We start from the raw sequence: 16,034 nt of genomic DNA, 5'->3' as shown, positions 1-16,034 counted from the left end.
AGTGCATGCCTGAAGAAGTCCGCCAGATGCGGCTCTTCAGGCAGGCTTAGTCCAGTGCAGGCCGATACCCCTTGAAGCCCTCCAGCAGGATCACGCGGGCTTGGCGCCGCAGACCGGGTTCGACTTCGATACTGATCAGCTTCAGCGTTTCGGTGTGGGTGAAGCGACTGGTGATGCTTGGCTCGTCGGTCTGAGTCACCAGAATCAGCGGTCGGCTGCTGGGTTCTTCAGTCAAAGGCGCCGTCAATTGATAGTGATCGCCGGGGTGTTGGTTGGGCGCCCAGCTGCGGTAATCCGGCTTCAGGTCATGCAAGTGATAAAGCAGGTGCGCCGTGATGGTCCGGTCGCTGGTCAGCAGGATCGCACCAGGGCGCTCGGCGATCAGCGGACGTACTTGGGCGGCGAGTTTGTCCCAGCCTTTTGCACGTTTGAGTGGGTCCAGTTTTGCCGTCTGTACCTGGCCGGTGAGGTTGAAATAATCGCCCAGATGATAGGCCGCCAGCATCAGGACGATATTCACGCTTAGCGCGGCGATCCACCAGCGCGTTTTCACGCGTGATAGCAGCACCACTCCCAGCAGCAGAGCGCTCACCAGTGCGGGCGCGGCCCAGTTGCCATTGGCTTCCGAGCGCAGCGCTTGCAGGAACACAATCCCCAGCAGCGGCAGGCTGAAACACAACATGAACTGATAGCGTGGATCTCGCCATTTGCGTCGTGCCAGCGCCAGCCCGGCGACGAAAGCCAGGGCAAAGCCCGGCCCCAGTGAGCCGATCTGCGCCAGCAGGAATTCGCCCAGATTGCCGCCCTTGTCGTTGCTGCCAACGTGCGTGATATCGGCGGTGTGACGCAGGGTCGGGAAATCGTGCGCCCAGTTCCATACGATATTTGGCAGCACGATCACGCAGGCCAGTGCAATGGCGGCCCACAAGCCGGGGTGCGCAAAGATATGGCGACGACGCTTGTCGAGCAGCAGATAGAGTACAGCGGACGCGGCAAATGCGGCCATGGTGTACTTGGCCATGATGCCGAGGCCCACCGCAAGGCCCAGCCACAGCCAGTCACGCATTTGCTCGCGCTCGATGGCGCGCAGCAGGAGCAGCATGGCGGCCGTCCAGCAGAACAGCAGCGGTGCGTCAGTGGACACGGCCAAGCCGAGGGCCGAAACAATCGGGATCAGCGCGAAGGCCAGGCCGGCACGAAAGCCCACGCGCACATCGAAGAGCTTCTGCCCGAGCAGGAACAGCAGCCAGGCGGTGGCCGGGTAGAGCAGCAGCGAAGGCAGCTTCACGGCGAGCAGGCCATCGCCGAAGATCGTCGTGCTGGCGCGGATCAGCCAGGCAATCACCGGCGGCTTGGAGAAATAGCCCCAGTCCAGATTCTGTGCCCAGGTCCAGTATTGCGCCTCGTCGATGTACAGCGTCACGCCCAGGCGTGGGATCACCCATAGCCGATAGGCCGTCAGCAATGCCAGCAGGAGCAGCAGGAGTAGCGGCTGCGGCAGGCTGGTGCTGGGTTCGGGCTTCTCATTGCCCATGCGGATGCGGGTCCAGTCCTCCATTACTTCATCCTCACCAAGACGACGCCGCCTTCCTTGTACAGCACATCAACCTTCGCATCGGCGGGCAGGCGATCCACGCGGGTCAGTGCGATCTGACCGGGCCGGGCCTGTTCGGTCGGTGTCACCTGCTGGCGATACACGGAAAAGCTTGGCGCGTGGAAATTCCACAGCACGCCGGGCTCGGCAAAGTCACGTGCCACGAAGGCGGCGCGTTTCACCGGCCCCTGCAGCACATCACCGACCAGTGGCGCGACGGCCAGCGCCACCAGCAGCGTCTGCAGACAGGCAATCGCCAGCATCCGCTGCCAAACCACACCTGCCCGCAGAGCCAATACCAGCGCGCCTCCCAGCGTGCCCAGCCCCAAGAGGTAATAGCTGAGCGGGGTTGCGGCCGATATTCTTTCCACCTGCGCCAGGTAGTAAGCGTTCTTGACCCAGCCTGCACTTGCTGCGTGTTGCAGCAGGCTTGGCAGAGCGATGAAGGCCGCGATCACCAACAGCGCGGGCGCTGCGCCCAGCCAGATCGATTTGACCCGCTCGCGGTGAATCGCCAGCAGCGCGAACAGCGGCGTGCAGCCATACAGCGCGTAATGCGGCAGCTTGGTGCCGGACAAGGAAAAGAAAGCCGTCACGAAGATGAACCATACCCACAGGAAACGCCGCTCCGGCAGCTTCCAGTCCGTCGGCAACTGGCGCAGCGTCGCCAACAGCCAGCTCAGCCAGGGCAGGAGCAGGGCCGGGATCATCAGTACGTAATAGAACAGGCTGCCCGAATGCCCCTCCAGCGAGCCGGAGAAGCGCTGCACGTTGTGCTTGAGGATGAAGCCGTCGATGAAAGCCTGACCGTGAATCGCCAGCGCCGCGGCATACCAGGGTACCGTGATCACCAGCAGAATCACCCAGCCCAGCGGATCGAACACGCTGCGCAGCCAGTCTTTGAAACGGCGCGTCGTCAGGCAATACAGCAGCGTCGTCGCTCCCGGCACCAGCAAGGCAATCGGCCCCTTGGTGAGCACGCCCAAGCCGATCCAAAGGTAGCTGCGCAACAGCGGCGCCCGCGCGCCCGATTCCAGATGCCGCCAGGCATCCAGCAAGGCCAGCGCCAGCAGCATGTTCAGCAGCGAATCCGCCGTCGCCGCACGCCCGATCAAATGCACACCCAGACTGGTCGCCGCAATGCCGCAAGCCATGATCCCCGCTGCACGGCCGAAACGCTGCCAGACAAACAAGCCAACCGCATAACACCAGAAGGATGCCGCCAAGGCCGAAGGCAGGCGGAAGCTCCACTCATTCGGCCCGAACAGCCACACGAACACCGCCTGACACCAGTAGATCAGGATCGGTTTGTCAAAGCGCGGCGCCCCGTTGAGCCAGGTCGACAGGAAATCGTTGCGCACGAACATCTCGCGCGTCGCTTCTGAAAACGCGCCTTCGTCTACGTCGAACAGCGGCGCCCCGCCGAGGTTCATCAGGAACAGGACGGCGGGCAGCAGGAATAATGCCAAATGAGGCCGCCAGCGGGTTTGGTTTGAGATGGAGTGCTGATTCATTTGCAAGTATTGCGTGGTGTGTGAAAGGCGCCAGCCTTACTCACCATGTGTCGGGTTGATCCGCGTGCGCAAATGCAAAATCATTTGCGCACCCTACAAAACCTGCAGCCTGTACAGCCGCGCCCAGCTTGTTTCTTCAGCCTGCCTGCCCGGAGAAGACCGCGCAGCGAGCCTCTCCAGCATTCTGCCCATTCAAGCCTTGTACCAGGCCTCTTCCGCACTCGGGCTGTCCGGATCGCGCACCTGATACAGCTTGCCGGCGCCGGATTCGAAGTAGATGCGGGCGAGGGTTTCGGCCAGCACGCCGGAGAGGATGAACTGCACGGCCATGATCAGGCTGAAGAAGCCGACCATCAGCAGGGGCCGGGTGCCGATGGATTCGCCCATTACGAACTTGAGCACGGCCATGTAGCTGAGGATCAGGCTGCCGATGCCGCCGAGGATCAGGCCGGCGCCGCCGAAGAAGTGGCCGGGGCGGGCGCGGAAGCGCATGAAGAAGTAAACCGAGATCAGATCGAGCACGACGCGGAAGGTGCGCGAGATGCCGTATTTGGATTCGCCGTGGATGCGCGCGTGGTGGGTGACGACTTCTTCGGCAATGCGGCGCGGGGTGGTGACGGTGGCGATCCAGGCCGGGATGAAACGGTGCATTTCGCCGTACAGGCGCACGTTCTTGAGCACGCTGGTACGGAAGGCTTTGAGGCTGCAGCCATAGTCATTCAGGGTGACGCCGGTGATGCGGGCGATCAGGCGGTTGGCGATGCGCGAGGGGATCTTGCGCAGAACGAGGCCGTCCTTGCGGTTCTTGCGCCAGCCGGCAACCATGTCCAGATCTTCATTGAGCAGACGCCCGACCATGCGCGGGATGTCCGCTGGATCGTTCTGCAGGTCACCGTCCAGGGTGACAACGACATCGCCGCGCGCAGCGTCGATACCGGCCTGCATGGCAGCGGTCTGCTTGAAGTTGCGCATCAGGATCACCGGGCGCACGTGCGGGCCGAATTTGGCGCTGACGCGGCGCAGTTCGTTAGGAGTGGCGTCCGAGCTGCCATCGTCGACGAGGATCAGTTCCCAGGGATGCGCGTAGCCGGCAAGGCCTTCGTGTACGCGGGTGATCATTGGTTCGACGTTGTCGGCTTCGTTGTACATCGGGATGACGATGGACAGGGTGTGCGCCGGGATAGTGATGATTTCGTTCATGGTGGGCGACTTTCAGTCAACGGATTCAAGTTTTGAAACAGGGTTGGCGGCGGGCAAAAATGCCAGTGCTAGAGCACCGGCGACAAGCGCGCTGGCGATTACGAAAAGATGCAGGGTCAGCGCGGCGTTCAGGCCGCTGGTGAAGGTGATGCCATGCGGGGCGAGCAGCGCGGCACCACCGGCTTCGTAGGTGCCGAAACCGGCGACCCCCTGAATCGGCAGGATGGCCGCCAGTTCCACGCCCAATGCCCCGGAGAGGCCCGTCCAGATTGAGTCTTGAAGGAGCGCCCCGAGCAGCCAGGCTTGTGCGGCGAGTTTTAGCGACCAGTTGGCGATGGTCCACAGCCAGCCGCGCCCGTGATGGCGGGTGGATTCGGCCAGAGCGGCGCGGATGCGATGTACGGCGCTGGAAAACTTGCCGGCCCTGGCTTCGAGTTCGGGATGGCGCGCAGCCCATACCGGGATGGCCCCGGCGGCTAGCACGACGGCGCCAATCCACGCGGCGCGCAGGGCCGGATGCAGATCGGGCCAGACGAAGGCGGCCAGCGCCAACACCACGAAGGCATCCTGAATGCGCAGCCACAGCAGGGCCACGACGGCACGCGTGCTTGGCACGCCAAACCAGCGATTGAGCAGGATCGGGAAGGTGGCTTCGCCACTGCGAAAAGGCAGGATGTTGATCGAGGCGTTGTGCAGCAGGGTCAGGCGCAGGATGGCGGCGAAGCGGGCGCCGGTTTCTTCGCGGAATTCGTCATGCACGCGGGCGGCGCGCAGCAGGTAACTGGCCGCGAAGGCGGCAATCGCCAAGCCCAGATCGAGGGCGCTGACGTGCGCCAAGCTGGCGCCCACGTCTTGCCAGCGCGCGCCGTGCAGCACCCAGGCGAGCAGGCCCAGGGTGATAGCCAAGCCCAGGCCGCGTTTGATCCAGGTCTTCAAGAATGACGCTCCGCGTGCCGCAGAGCACAAAAGGCAGGTAGCATCGGGCCGCGACAGTCGGGGTAGGGCATCTATAGTGGAAGGGCTTGGGCCCGGAGATTGCTAGAGAAGGCCGGGAGTTTACCATCTGCCCCTGTTTAACGCCCCATCGGGCAGCTTGTCTACCGCAACTATTCACCGCAGAAACACCATGAGCGACACCTACATTTCCTCAGAGCCCGAGGCGGGCGTCAGGCTGAATCACGAATCCGATGAGCTGCGCTTCATCCAGCGCGTGGCCCGCCTGCTCCTGCAATACAACATGCGCACCGCGTCCTTGCGCGAGCGGCTGGAGGAGATCGGCCACGCCTTGTGGCTGCCCTTGCAGGTGCAGGTGGGCTATCGCACGGTGACGGTCTACACGCCGGATGGCCTGCATGTGCATGCGCAGGCGCCAGAGTTCCGCATCAATATTGCGGTCAGTGCCGAGGTTAATCGCACCATCGACAAGGTGTGTGCCCGCCAGATGCTCTTGCCGGAGGCGATCAAGCTGCTTGATGAGGTCGAACAAAGCGCCGGCCGGCATAGCCGCTGGACGCTATCGTTAATGTTCGGCCTGGCTGCCGGTGCGCTGGCCTGGCTGCTCGCCGCAGACTGGGGCGGTATGGCGGTGATTTCTGCCTCCTCAGCCTTGGGTATGCTGGTGCGTCAGGAGATGCACAAGCACCATCCGGTGCTGTTTGCCCTGCCTTTCGTGGCCGCGCTGATCGGCTCCCTGATGGGCGGCGTGGTGATCCTGCTGGGCTGGACACAGACGCCCGGCATCTGCCTGATCGTGCCGGCCTTGATGCTGGTGCCGGGGCCGCACCTGATCAATGGCCTCTACGACATGCTGGAGAACAACATGCAGACCGGTATCCCGCGTCTGGGGCTGTCGGCCGGCATTCTGGTGGCGGCGGCGATGGGGATTTTCCTTGGCGGCTGGCTTACTTTGGGGATGACCACGGTGCCGCCTTCGACAGTGGCTGCACAGCCGATTTCGCTGTGGCTGGATATCGTACTGGCCGGCGTGGCTGCCTGCGGCTTTGGCGCCTTTTATAACGCCCCCTGGCGCGTGTTGTGGACCTCCATTGCCTGCGGCATGGTCGGCCACGGGATTCGATATCTGTGTCTGGCCAATGGTATGCCGCTGGAGATTGCTACCCTGTTCGCCTGTGTGGCGATTGGCTTCATGGCGATCCGCTGGGTCAGCAGCATGCGCATCCCGTTTGCGGCCGTAGCTTTTGCCGGCGCAGTGCCGATGATGCCCGGCGTGCTGATGTTCCGCAGCATCGGTGGGGCGATGGATATTGCCCTCGCCGGCGCGGGCGCTCCGCTGGTGCTGGTGGCCGGTACCTTGGCCAACATCTTCAAGTCGGCGTTTGTGGTTGGTTCGATGGGTATGGGTCTGCTCGCTGGTGCCTGGCTGGGGTCACTGGTTTTCAGTTTGCTGACCAAGGTCCGTACATGAGCAAACCGATCACCCTGATTGGCGCGCCGACTGATATCGGTGCGGGCATGCGTGGCGCTTCGATGGGGCCGGAAGCCTTGCGCGTAGCCGATCTCAAGGCGACGCTGGAAAGCCACGGGCTTTTCGTCGAAGATCTGGGAAATCTGGCCGGGCCGAGCAATCCCTGGTCGCCGCCGGTTGATGGCTACCGTCATCTGGATGAGGTCATTGCCTGGAATCATCACGTGCACGATGCGGTGCTTGGTGCCTTGCAACAGGGAAGTCTGCCGATCCTGCTGGGTGGGGATCATTCACTGGCAATTGGCTCAATCAGCGCGGTAGCGCGCCACTGTCGGGCGCAAGGCAAGCATCTGCGTGTGCTTTGGCTGGATGCGCATGCCGATTTCAATACCTCCGTGATTACGCCCAGCGGTAATTTGCACGGCATGCCGCTGGCTTGCCTGTGCGGGTTAGGGCCGACGGAGCTGACCGGCTTGTCGGATCAGCGACCGGCAATTGACGCGGCAGCGATTCGTCAGATCGGCATTCGTTCGGTGGATCTGGGCGAAAAGCAACTCGTGCACCGGATGGGTCTGGATGTGTTCGACATGCGCTATATAGACGAGACCGGCATGCGCCACACCATGGAGCAGGCCTTGTTCGGGCTGGATGAGAACACTCACCTGCATGTGAGTTTCGACGTGGATTTTCTCGACCCGGAAATCGCGCCGGGCGTGGGCACCACGGTGCCGGGTGGCCCGACCTACCGCGAAGCCCAGTTGTGCATGGAAATGATTGCCGACACGGGCCGTCTGGGTTCGCTGGATGTCATGGAACTGAACCCTGCGCTGGATCTGCGCAACAAGACGGCTGATCTGGCGGTTGATCTGCTGGAGAGCCTGTTTGGCAAGTCCACTTTGATGCGAAGAGCGTGACTTTAGGGCGAGATCGCGGGAATCCCTAAAGCTTGTGGGTCATCTGGCCGAAAACAAGGGGAGGAGGCTTTTGCTGCGAGTACTGCCTGTAGAGGTGCATGAATACTCGCTGTGCGCCCGGCATGTGTCGGGAACCGCATCAGGCAAGCTTCTATACGGGATGCCCGCTCACAATGAAAGCTCTGGTAATCGACGATACGCTGACCAGCATGGCCGTTATCTGCGCTCAGTTGCGCAAGATCGGCATCGAGCCGATCTCGGCCAGTGACGGAACCGCCGGCATCGAGGCATTCAAGGAGCACCGACCGGATCTGGTGTTGCTGGATGTGATCATGCCTGGCATTGATGGCTACGAAACGGCCAAGCGCATTCGCCAACTGGAGCGCGACGGTGAATGGACGCCGATCCTGTTTTTGACCGCGAGTACCAGTGATGAAGATCTGGAGCGTGGAATTGCTGTTGGCGGAGATGATTTTCTGGTCAAACCGATGTCTGAAATCGTGCTGACCGCCAAGGTGCGCGCGATGCAGCGCATGGCGCAAATGCGTTATTCCTTGGTGCTGCTGACGCGCCGGCTCGATGAAGCCAATCGCGAACTGATCCGCCTATCGTCGGTGGATGGGCTGACCGATATCGCCAACCGGCGCCAGTTTGATGAATTTCTGACGCGTGAATGGGCGCGCGGAATTCGCAGCGCTGCGCCGCTTTCGCTGCTGATGTGTGATGTGGATTTCTTCAAACAGTACAACGATCATTACGGTCACCCGGCGGGTGACGAGTGCCTGAAAGTTGTCGCCAAAACTTTGCAAGGCGGCGTTCGCCGCCCGGCCGATTTGACGGCACGTTACGGTGGTGAAGAGTTTGCGGTGGTCTTGCCCGATACTGATTTGCCGGGCGCCGAGCAGGTGGCGGAAGAAATGCGTCGCGCCCTGGAGAATCTGGCCATGCCTCATGCTGGATCACTATTGGGTCTGGTCAGCATCAGCATTGGTGTGGCGTGTACGGTGCCCAAGCGTGAAAATGGTTCCGTAGCGCAACTGATTGCCGATGCCGATGCAGCCTTGTACAGAGCGAAACAGGCCGGTCGCAATCGCGTGCTGGTGGCTAGTGAGGAGTTGTTGTCATGAGTGAACAGAGCCGCTTTGCGGGCGTCAGCGTGGTCATCATTGATGACAATGACACGACTCGCGCGATGCTGCGTGCCATCTTGCGTGCCGAGATGATTGAAGTGGTGGCTGAGGCGAAAGATGGTGCCAATGGCTTGGTGATGGTTCGCAAGCTGCGCCCGACGCTGGTGTGTCTGGATGTGATGATGCCCAATGTGGGGGGGATCGAAGTACTCAGCCAGATCAAGACTGAAATGCCGGATGTGCGGGTGCTGATGGTGACTGGATCAACCGACCGCGACACCGTGCAGGCCGCGATCCAGGGCGGTGCGAGCGGCTATCTGGTCAAACCCTTCAACGGCGGCAAAGTGATTGCGGCGGTGGAAACGGCGCTGGGGCGGAAAAGTCAGAACTGATCTTTCCACTTTCTCAACACCGTAAAAACTTCCAGCGGGCCATGCAATGCGTGGCCCGCTTGCTTTTCGGCGACTTGGTGTACGGCGGTTTCAGTGCAGCGCAGAAAGGGATTGGTCTGCAATTCATCGCCCAGGCTGGAGGGCAGCGTGGGGCGGCCTTGTTCACGCAGTGCTTCGCAAGAGCGCCGCCGGGTCTGGATCTGCAGGTTGCCGGGCTCGACAGCCACAGCGAAAGCCAGGTTCGAGAGGGTGTACTCGTGCGTGCAGTACACGTGCGTCTTGGCGGGCAGGGCAGCTAGTGTCTGCAAGGACGTGAAGAGCTGTTGTGCGGTGCCGCCAAGAAGTCGACCGCAACCGGCGGCGAACAGGGTGTCGCCGCAGAACAAGGCATCGCTCCACAGGTAAGCAATGTGTTCCTCGGTGTGGCCCGGCACGGCCAGCACGCGCAGCGGCGAAGCGAAACCTTCAATCCGGAATTCACCCTGATCGCTGAGAGCGTGCGTTACCAAAGGCATGGCGGCGCTGTGCGGGCCGAAGACCGGCACGGCGCTATGTGCCAGAAGTTCGGCGACGCCTCCTTGGTGGTCGGCATGGCGGTGAGTCAGAAGGATAGCGGTCAGCGTCAAGCCCTGCTCATGCAGGAAAGACAGCACTGGCGCGGCTTCGCCTGGATCGACGACGACACAGCGCCGGCCTTCACAGATGGCCCAGATATAGTTGTCGCGCAGCGCGGAAAGAGGAACAATCATCATCCACCGCATTCTACGGATTTCCGTGCATGTCCATTACACATCTCGCGCAATGGCTTCCAACGCCTCGTGGTCAGTATCTGCTGACTTGGGAGCAGGATCGTGTCGACCGTGTGGTGGCGGATATTTTCGGGTTCAATGCACTGCAGATCGGTTTGTGCGGGCAGGATTTCCTGCGCGCCAACCGCATGCCTCATCGCATATTGGGTGGCGCCTGCAACCACACCGATGAGCCGGGAGCTTCGGTGCAACTGCTGGCGGAGGAGTTGCCCTTTGCGTCGCAGAGTCTGGATCTGGTCGTGCTGCCGCATGTGCTGGAGTTCGCCAGCTCGCCGCATCAGGTGCTGCGTGAGCTTGAACGTGTGCTGGTGCCGGGCGGACATCTGGTGATCACCGGCTTCAACCCGTTCAGCATGTGGGGTTTGCGCCGTGCGCTGGCCGGGCATATGGGTGAAATCCCCTGGCGCGGGCAATATCTATCGGTCTCGCGTCTGAAGGATTGGCTGGGTTTGCTGGGCTGCGAACCCCGGATCAGCGCCTTTGGCTGCTATGCTCCGCCCGCCTCGAGCGCCGAGTGGCTGCGGCGCTGGTCTTTCATGGATTCTGTAGGGCCACGTTTATGGCCTTTCATGGGCGGAGCCTATGTGTTGCACGCAGTTAAACGAGTGCCCGGCATGCGTTTGATTACGCCCAAATGGCGCGAGCAGAAGGCCCGCAAAAAGGGTTTGGTCGCAGTGACGCAGAAGGATCGCGGGGCTTAGCTCGCAAGTCGTGCCCAGTATCGTCATTCCGGGCTTGACCCGGAACGCAAGTCGCATTTTCAATCAGAGTCGAGTATCCATGGATCAAATCGAAATTTTTACGGATGGTGCCTGTTCAGGCAATCCCGGCCCCGGCGGCTGGGGCGCGATTTTGCGTGCTGGCACAGTGGAGAAGGAGTTGTGGGGTGGCGAACCGACAACGACCAACAATCGCATGGAAATGATGGCGGTGATCCGCGCTCTGGCGAGTCTGAAGCGGCCGGTTATGGCCAAGGTGTATACCGATTCGCAGTATGTGCAAAAAGGCATTTCCGAATGGATTCACGGCTGGAAGAAACGTGGCTGGAAAACGGCGAGCAAGGAGCCGGTGAAGAATGAAGATCTGTGGCGCCAGCTGGATGCCGAGGCCGAGAAACACAAGATCGAGTGGCTGTGGGTGCGCGGCCATTCCGGTCACGTCGAGAACGAGCGTTGCGACGTGCTGGCGCGGCAGGGCGTGGACGCGGCGCGCAAGGCGGGCAAGGCGGTGGAATTCTCCGCGCTGCAGGCGTGAAACTCACCGGGCTGGAGAGCCGCATCGGGCGGCTTTCTTCAGCATGCATCAGTGGAGATAAAGGCAGGATGCGGCTCTTTCGGCGTATGGCCTGTAGACGCTGACTGCAAGCGGATCTCCGGCTAGCCCTTAAACCGTAATTTCGATCCGGTTGCCTTCCGGGTCCAGCACCACGCTTTCGTAGTAGCCGTCACCCGTCCGGCGCGGACCGTCGAGTCGGGTGATGCCATCGGCTATGAGGCGTGCCGTCAGCGCATCCACCTCCGCTTCAGAACCCGTCGCCAGCGCCAGATGGGCGTAGCCGATGAATTGCTGCAGCGGGAAGGCGGGAGGATGGTCGAATACATCCGGGCGTTGCATCAACTCCAACCGCGCGCCGCCGGCAAAACTCAGGAAATAGGACTGGAACTGCGTGACCGGGTTGGCGTAGCGGCGACCCGCCTGCGCGCCAAAGTATTTCACATAGAAATCTTTCAGCAACTCGATATCGCGGGCCCATAGAGCCAGATGGGCGATGTGCATGGCATGTCTCCAGAAGTCGCCTGAAACCGCATCGGCAAAGCCGGCAGAAGTTTCAGGCGGAGTAATTTCAAGGCATGAACTGCCCGCCATTCACATCCAGAATCTGTCCAGTGATGTAGCCGCTGCAGGCATGCGAGGCGAAGAACAGGAAGGCCGGGGCGATGTCCGCCGCTGTGCCGAAACGGCCCATCGGGATGCCGCCACTGATCCGGTCACGCACTTCCTGACTCTTGTCCGCATGGAAGGCTGTGTCCACGGTGCCTGGCGAAACGATGTTGAAGCGGATGCCATCGGCCGTGTGGTAATCGACCCAGTTCTTGTGGATGTTGTGCAGCCAGGCCTTGGCTGCGCCATAAAGTGAAGCGCCGGGGCCGCCACCGGTGTGGCCGGCAATCGAGCCGACGCTGATCACGGCGGCGGTTTGGCCGCTGGCCGCCGCTGACGCCTTCAGATGGGGCAGGGCGGCCTGGGTGCACATCAGTGCCGAGCGCATGTTCACATCTGCGACCGCATCAAAAAACGCGTCATCGATCTGAGGCAACGGCTTGCGCGCGACCAGTGCGCCAGCATTGTTGATCAGTACGTCAATGCCGCCAAAACGCGCGACGAAATCTGCCACCAGTTTTTCGCAGGCCGCGCTGTGCGACACGTCAGCAGCGAAGAATTCGGCCTCGCCGCCATCACGCAGGCCGTTCAGGATGTCGTCCAGATCGGCGGGGGCTTTGCGGCCATTGATGCCGACTTTCGCTCCGGCTGCAGCAAAGGCTTTTGCGGCCGCCAGCCCGATGCCTTGGGTAGAGCCGGTGATGAGGACGCGCTTGCCTTTCAGATCGTTGAACATGTTGCCGTTTCCTTGCCAAAGTTTGAACCCGTGAGGATACCTTGTCGCAAGTCGCAAGTCGCAAGTCGCAAGTCGCAAGTCGCAAGTCGTGAGGGCGCTTTTCAGTGCAGGCCCGGATTGATACCTCAGTCACACTATTTGTCAGACAACTTTTGCGCTTGGCGCTAAACTTCGCGGCATGTCTGCACCCAAGCAACTTCGCCTGTTTTCGATCACTTGGCCGATCTTCGTTGAAAACCTGTTGATGGTCCTGATGGCGCTGTTCGGCTTGTGGCTGACCAGCCGCATTTCGAATGGCGCGGTGGCGTCCTTCGGGCTGGTCGGGCAGATCCTTGGCGCGCTGCAGATCGTATTTCGCGTGGTGAGCATTGGCACCAGCGTGGTGGTGACCCAGCATCACGGCGCGGGCGATGAGGCAGGCGCACATCAGGTGGCCAAGGCGGGTCTGGCCGCATCCAGCTGGGTCGGACTGGCGACGCTGCTGTTGCTGAGTCTGGGTGCGAGCTGGATCCTCACGGCCATGCATTTGCCTGTAGAACTGATGCCGATTGGCGAGCCCTACATGGCTGCGCTGGGCGTGGCACTGTTGTTCGACGCGATCTCGATGTGCATGGTGGCAGTGTTGCGCGCTTACACGCACACGCGTGAGTCGATGAAGATCGTGCTGGTGATGAACCTCGTGCAGGTGGTTTTGAGTGTGCCGCTGATGCTCGGTGTTGGCGCCTGGGCCGGCTGGGGGCTGGTCGGGCTGGCGGCTGCGATGACGCTTTCGCGCCTGCTGGCTATCGGCCTGGCCTGGCGCGTGTGGCGCAGCAAGCTGGGCGTGTACATCGCTCTGCCGGACTGGTTGCGTCTGCGCTGGAAACCGCTGTCCAGCATATTGCATATCGGCTTGCCCGGCGCGGGCGAGAAAGTCGCTTTCCGCATCAGTTTCATCATCAGCATCTCGATGGTCGCCAGCATGGGGCAGGCCGCACTGGCGACCCATGCCTACGTGTGGCAAGCGGTGCAGTTGGTGACGCTATTTACCGGCGCGGTTGGTTTCGGCACCGAAATCATGGTTGGCAATTATGTCGGCGCCGGGCGTTTGAAACAGGCCAATCGCGTGTTGTGGCAGGCCATGGCTTGGGGCTTCGGCGCGATCCTGCTGTGCACGGCGATCAGCTTTTTCGCCACGCCACTGGCCGTGGCGCAGGCTACCCGCGATCCGCAGATTCTGGCGCTGGTCGGCTTGATCATGTGGGTGGAGCTGGTGCTGGAGCCGGGTCGCTCGTTCAATATCGTGGTCACCAGCGGCTTGCGTGCTGCAGGCGATGCGCGCTTTCCGGTCAAGGTCAGCGTCGTCTCGGTGTTCCTGTTTGGCGTCGGCCTGGGCTGGCTATTGGGCGTGCATTTCGGCATGGGGCTGGTCGGCATCTGGATCGGCTATGCGGCGGATGAATGCTGTCGCGGCCTGATCATGGCCGTACGCTGGGTCTGGCTGGGCTGGGTGCCGCATGCGCGGAATACGCGCAAACGGATTCTGGCCCACATGCAGGGCTGATGCGCGGGCGCTTCCGGTATCATTGCGGCCACCGAAACGAAGCCCGCACCCCAATGGAACTCATCACGCAATTCTTCGAGCTGATCATGCAGTTCTTTGACATCGTCCTGCATCTCGATAAATTCCTGCCGCAACTTGTCGCCGAGTACGGCAACTACATTTACGTGATCCTGTTCGCGATCATCTTCTGCGAAACCGGACTGGTCGTGACGCCTTTCCTGCCCGGTGATTCGCTGTTGTTTGTGGCCGGCGGGGTGGCCGCATTGGGTGGTATGGACATCTTTACCCTGTCGGGCTCACTCTTTCTTGCCGCCGTGCTGGGCGATAACGTGAATTACTGGATCGGGCGCTCGCTCGGCCCTCGCGTGTTCAAGTGGGAGCATTCGCGTTTGTTCAACCGCGCGGCCTTCGACAAGACCCACAGCTATTTCGAACATCACGGTGGCAAGACCATCATCGTTGCGCGTTTCATGCCCATCGTGCGGACCTTCGCCCCCTTTGTGGCCGGCGTTGCGCAGATGGACTATCGCCGCTTTCTGCCGCTGGATATTCTGGGTGGTGCGATCTGGATCTTTTCGCTGACTTTTGCGGGCTACTTCCTCGGCAATATCCCCTTCATCAAGAATAATCTGAGTGTGTTCGTCCTGGGCATCATTGCTGTGTCCTTGATGCCCTTGTTTGTAGCCTGGTTGCGCAGCCGCAAGGCACAGACTGCGCAGCCTTGATTCCCCGGAGGGAATATGAATACTCGCGCTGGTTTGATGATTGCCCTGTGTGCTGCACTGCTGTGCTCGGGGTGCGACAAGCTGTTTTCGGACGCCGCGCCTGACATCAACAGTCCCGAATTCAAGAAGGCTGCTCAGGAGCGGCAGGCGCTGATCAAGAAGGACAATCAGATCGTCGAAAAAGCCGCGTGGTTCGGCAAGACCGGTTTATCCGCGGAGCTTGAACGCGAGTTGCCGCGTAACCTGCGCCATCAGTCGGGGCAGACGATCTCTGACAAGAATTCCCTGAAGGCTGCCGATCTGGACTATATCGGCGCTTTCAAGGAAGACGGCGGCATTGTGCGTTACTGGCGCATCAATGATGGCGCCAGCGAAGTGCGCTATGCCTTCGTGACTGCTGCGCCGGATGGCGGAACGGTGATGGGCATGGGCTACCGCCAGCCATCCGGATCAGCTCAATAAACGCTGATTTCAATTTTTTCAAGGCTGCCATCCCCGGCCAGCAACCCCGCATTAATTGAATACATGAAAAACATAGTTATCCTGATTTCCGGCCGTGGCAGCAACATGGAAGCGATCGTACGTGCCGGCATTCCCGGCGCGCGGATTGTCGCTGTTATCGCCAATCGGCCGGATGCCAAAGGGCTGGATATTGCGCGCGGTTTCGGCATCGAAGCGATGGCGCTGGACCACAAGACCTTTGCCGGGCGCGAAGCCTTTGACGCCGCGTTGGCCACGGAAATCGACCGCTTCGCACCGGATCTGGTGGTGCTGGCCGGTTACATGCGCATCCTGACCGACGATTTCGTGCGCCACTTCGCGGGCCGCATGCTCAATATCCATCCTTCGCTGTTGCCCTGTTTCACCGGCCTGCATACGCATCGTCGCGCCATCGAAGCAGGCGTAAAAGTGGCCGGCACCACCGTGCATTTCGTCACGCCGGAACTGGATAGCGGCCCCATCGTCATCCAGGCCGTGGTGCCGGTGCTGGCTGGTGACGATGAAGACAGTCTGGCTGCGCGCGTGCTGCTGCAGGAACACCGCATCTATCCGCAAGCCGTGCGTTGGTTCGTGGAAGATCGTCTGCGCCTGGATGCTGCCGGGCGGGTCGAATTGCTGGACGCACCGACCGGCCCCGAGGGCTGGAGCGTGCCGCCCGTCGAAGCCTGAG

At 61.3% G+C, this 16,034-nt stretch carries 17 protein-coding genes; 10 read left to right on the top strand and 7 right to left on the bottom strand.

Annotated elements, in window-relative coordinates:
* Nucleotides 1–46: 46 nt before the first annotated feature.
* The 4 genes from ABXR19_RS13660 to ABXR19_RS13645 all read right to left on the bottom strand — a co-directional run bounded on the left by ABXR19_RS13660 (nt 47) and on the right by ABXR19_RS13645 (nt 5,244).
* Nucleotides 47–1,558, bottom strand: a complete 1,512-nt coding sequence (locus ABXR19_RS13660) for an ArnT family glycosyltransferase (RefSeq protein ID WP_354601695.1) — start codon at nt 1,556–1,558, stop codon at nt 47–49.
* Complete coding sequence (locus ABXR19_RS13655; RefSeq protein ID WP_354601694.1) at nt 1,558–3,063, bottom strand: ArnT family glycosyltransferase; 1,506 nt, start codon at nt 3,061–3,063, stop codon at nt 1,558–1,560. Before ABXR19_RS13655 ends, ABXR19_RS13660 begins: the two co-directional genes overlap by 1 nt.
* Nucleotides 3,064–3,300: 237 nt before the next feature.
* Nucleotides 3,301–4,308, bottom strand: a complete 1,008-nt coding sequence (locus tag ABXR19_RS13650; RefSeq protein WP_354601693.1) for a glycosyltransferase family 2 protein — start codon at nt 4,306–4,308, stop codon at nt 3,301–3,303.
* A gap of 12 nt (nt 4,309–4,320) precedes the next feature.
* A complete protein-coding gene (locus ABXR19_RS13645; protein ID WP_354601692.1) occupies nt 4,321–5,244 on the bottom strand; it encodes a lysylphosphatidylglycerol synthase transmembrane domain-containing protein in 924 nt (307 codons plus the stop codon).
* Nucleotides 5,245–5,434: 190 nt separating this feature from the next.
* Between ABXR19_RS13645 and ABXR19_RS13640 the strand changes: the two genes are divergently transcribed.
* From ABXR19_RS13640 to ABXR19_RS13625, 4 genes are all read left to right on the top strand, one after another.
* Nucleotides 5,435–6,733, top strand: coding sequence for a threonine/serine exporter family protein (locus ABXR19_RS13640; RefSeq protein ID WP_354601691.1), 1,299 nt, complete (start codon nt 5,435–5,437; stop codon nt 6,731–6,733).
* Nucleotides 6,730–7,647 carry an arginase gene (rocF, locus tag ABXR19_RS13635; RefSeq protein WP_354601690.1) on the top strand — a complete coding sequence of 306 codons (918 nt, stop codon included), beginning with the start codon at nt 6,730–6,732 and terminating at the stop codon, nt 7,645–7,647. Before ABXR19_RS13640 ends, rocF begins: the two co-directional genes overlap by 4 nt.
* A 173-nt stretch (nt 7,648–7,820) precedes the next feature.
* Nucleotides 7,821–8,774: a diguanylate cyclase gene (locus ABXR19_RS13630; protein WP_354601689.1), complete on the top strand. Its 954-nt coding sequence runs from the start codon at nt 7,821–7,823 to the stop codon at nt 8,772–8,774.
* The gene (locus tag ABXR19_RS13625) at nt 8,771–9,169 is read left to right on the top strand and encodes a response regulator transcription factor (protein WP_354601688.1); all 399 of its coding nucleotides are present in this window, start codon (nt 8,771–8,773) and stop codon (nt 9,167–9,169) included. Before ABXR19_RS13630 ends, ABXR19_RS13625 begins: the two co-directional genes overlap by 4 nt.
* Here the strand turns inward: ABXR19_RS13625 and gloB are convergent.
* A complete protein-coding gene (gene gloB, locus ABXR19_RS13620) occupies nt 9,160–9,930 on the bottom strand; it encodes a hydroxyacylglutathione hydrolase (RefSeq protein WP_354601687.1) in 771 nt (256 codons plus the stop codon). The genes ABXR19_RS13625 and gloB overlap by 10 nt on opposite strands.
* A gap of 17 nt (nt 9,931–9,947) precedes the next feature.
* On the opposite strand from gloB, the gene ABXR19_RS13615 reads away from it, so the two are divergent.
* Nucleotides 9,948–10,679 carry a class I SAM-dependent methyltransferase gene (locus ABXR19_RS13615; protein ID WP_354601686.1) on the top strand — a complete coding sequence of 244 codons (732 nt, stop codon included), beginning with the start codon at nt 9,948–9,950 and terminating at the stop codon, nt 10,677–10,679.
* Nucleotides 10,680–10,758: 79 nt separating this feature from the next.
* Nucleotides 10,759–11,232: a ribonuclease HI gene (rnhA, locus tag ABXR19_RS13610; protein ID WP_354601685.1), complete on the top strand. Its 474-nt coding sequence runs from the start codon at nt 10,759–10,761 to the stop codon at nt 11,230–11,232.
* A 129-nt stretch (nt 11,233–11,361) separates the two neighbouring features.
* Here the strand turns inward: rnhA and ABXR19_RS13605 are convergent, their stop codons facing one another.
* Both ABXR19_RS13605 and ABXR19_RS13600 read right to left on the bottom strand, forming a co-directional pair.
* Nucleotides 11,362–11,754, bottom strand: a complete 393-nt coding sequence (locus ABXR19_RS13605) for a VOC family protein (protein ID WP_354601684.1) — start codon at nt 11,752–11,754, stop codon at nt 11,362–11,364.
* Between the two features lie 67 nt (nt 11,755–11,821).
* Nucleotides 11,822–12,595, bottom strand: a complete 774-nt coding sequence (locus tag ABXR19_RS13600; RefSeq protein WP_354601683.1) for an SDR family NAD(P)-dependent oxidoreductase — start codon at nt 12,593–12,595, stop codon at nt 11,822–11,824.
* 178 nt (nt 12,596–12,773) lie between these two features.
* On the opposite strand from ABXR19_RS13600, the gene ABXR19_RS13595 reads away from it, so the two are divergent.
* The 4 genes from ABXR19_RS13595 to purN all read left to right on the top strand — a co-directional run bounded on the left by ABXR19_RS13595 (nt 12,774) and on the right by purN (nt 16,033).
* Nucleotides 12,774–14,138, top strand: a complete 1,365-nt coding sequence (locus ABXR19_RS13595) for an MATE family efflux transporter (RefSeq protein WP_354601682.1) — start codon at nt 12,774–12,776, stop codon at nt 14,136–14,138.
* A 53-nt stretch (nt 14,139–14,191) separates the two neighbouring features.
* Nucleotides 14,192–14,863, top strand: a complete 672-nt coding sequence (locus ABXR19_RS13590) for a DedA family protein (protein ID WP_354601681.1) — start codon at nt 14,192–14,194, stop codon at nt 14,861–14,863.
* Between the two features lie 15 nt (nt 14,864–14,878).
* Entirely contained in the window at nt 14,879–15,325 is a 447-nt protein-coding gene (locus ABXR19_RS13585) for a hypothetical protein (RefSeq protein WP_354601680.1), read from the top strand.
* A 63-nt stretch (nt 15,326–15,388) separates the two neighbouring features.
* Nucleotides 15,389–16,033, top strand: coding sequence for a phosphoribosylglycinamide formyltransferase (purN, locus tag ABXR19_RS13580; protein ID WP_354601679.1), 645 nt, complete (start codon nt 15,389–15,391; stop codon nt 16,031–16,033).
* The last annotated feature ends 1 nt before the right edge of the window (nt 16,034 follow it).

This window comes from Uliginosibacterium flavum (assembly GCF_040566545.1).
In the GTDB taxonomy this organism is placed as follows: domain Bacteria; phylum Pseudomonadota; class Gammaproteobacteria; order Burkholderiales; family Rhodocyclaceae; genus Uliginosibacterium; species Uliginosibacterium flavum.
Note: the sequence above shows the minus strand (reverse complement) of the source record. Positions and strands in the feature narration are given on the sequence as shown.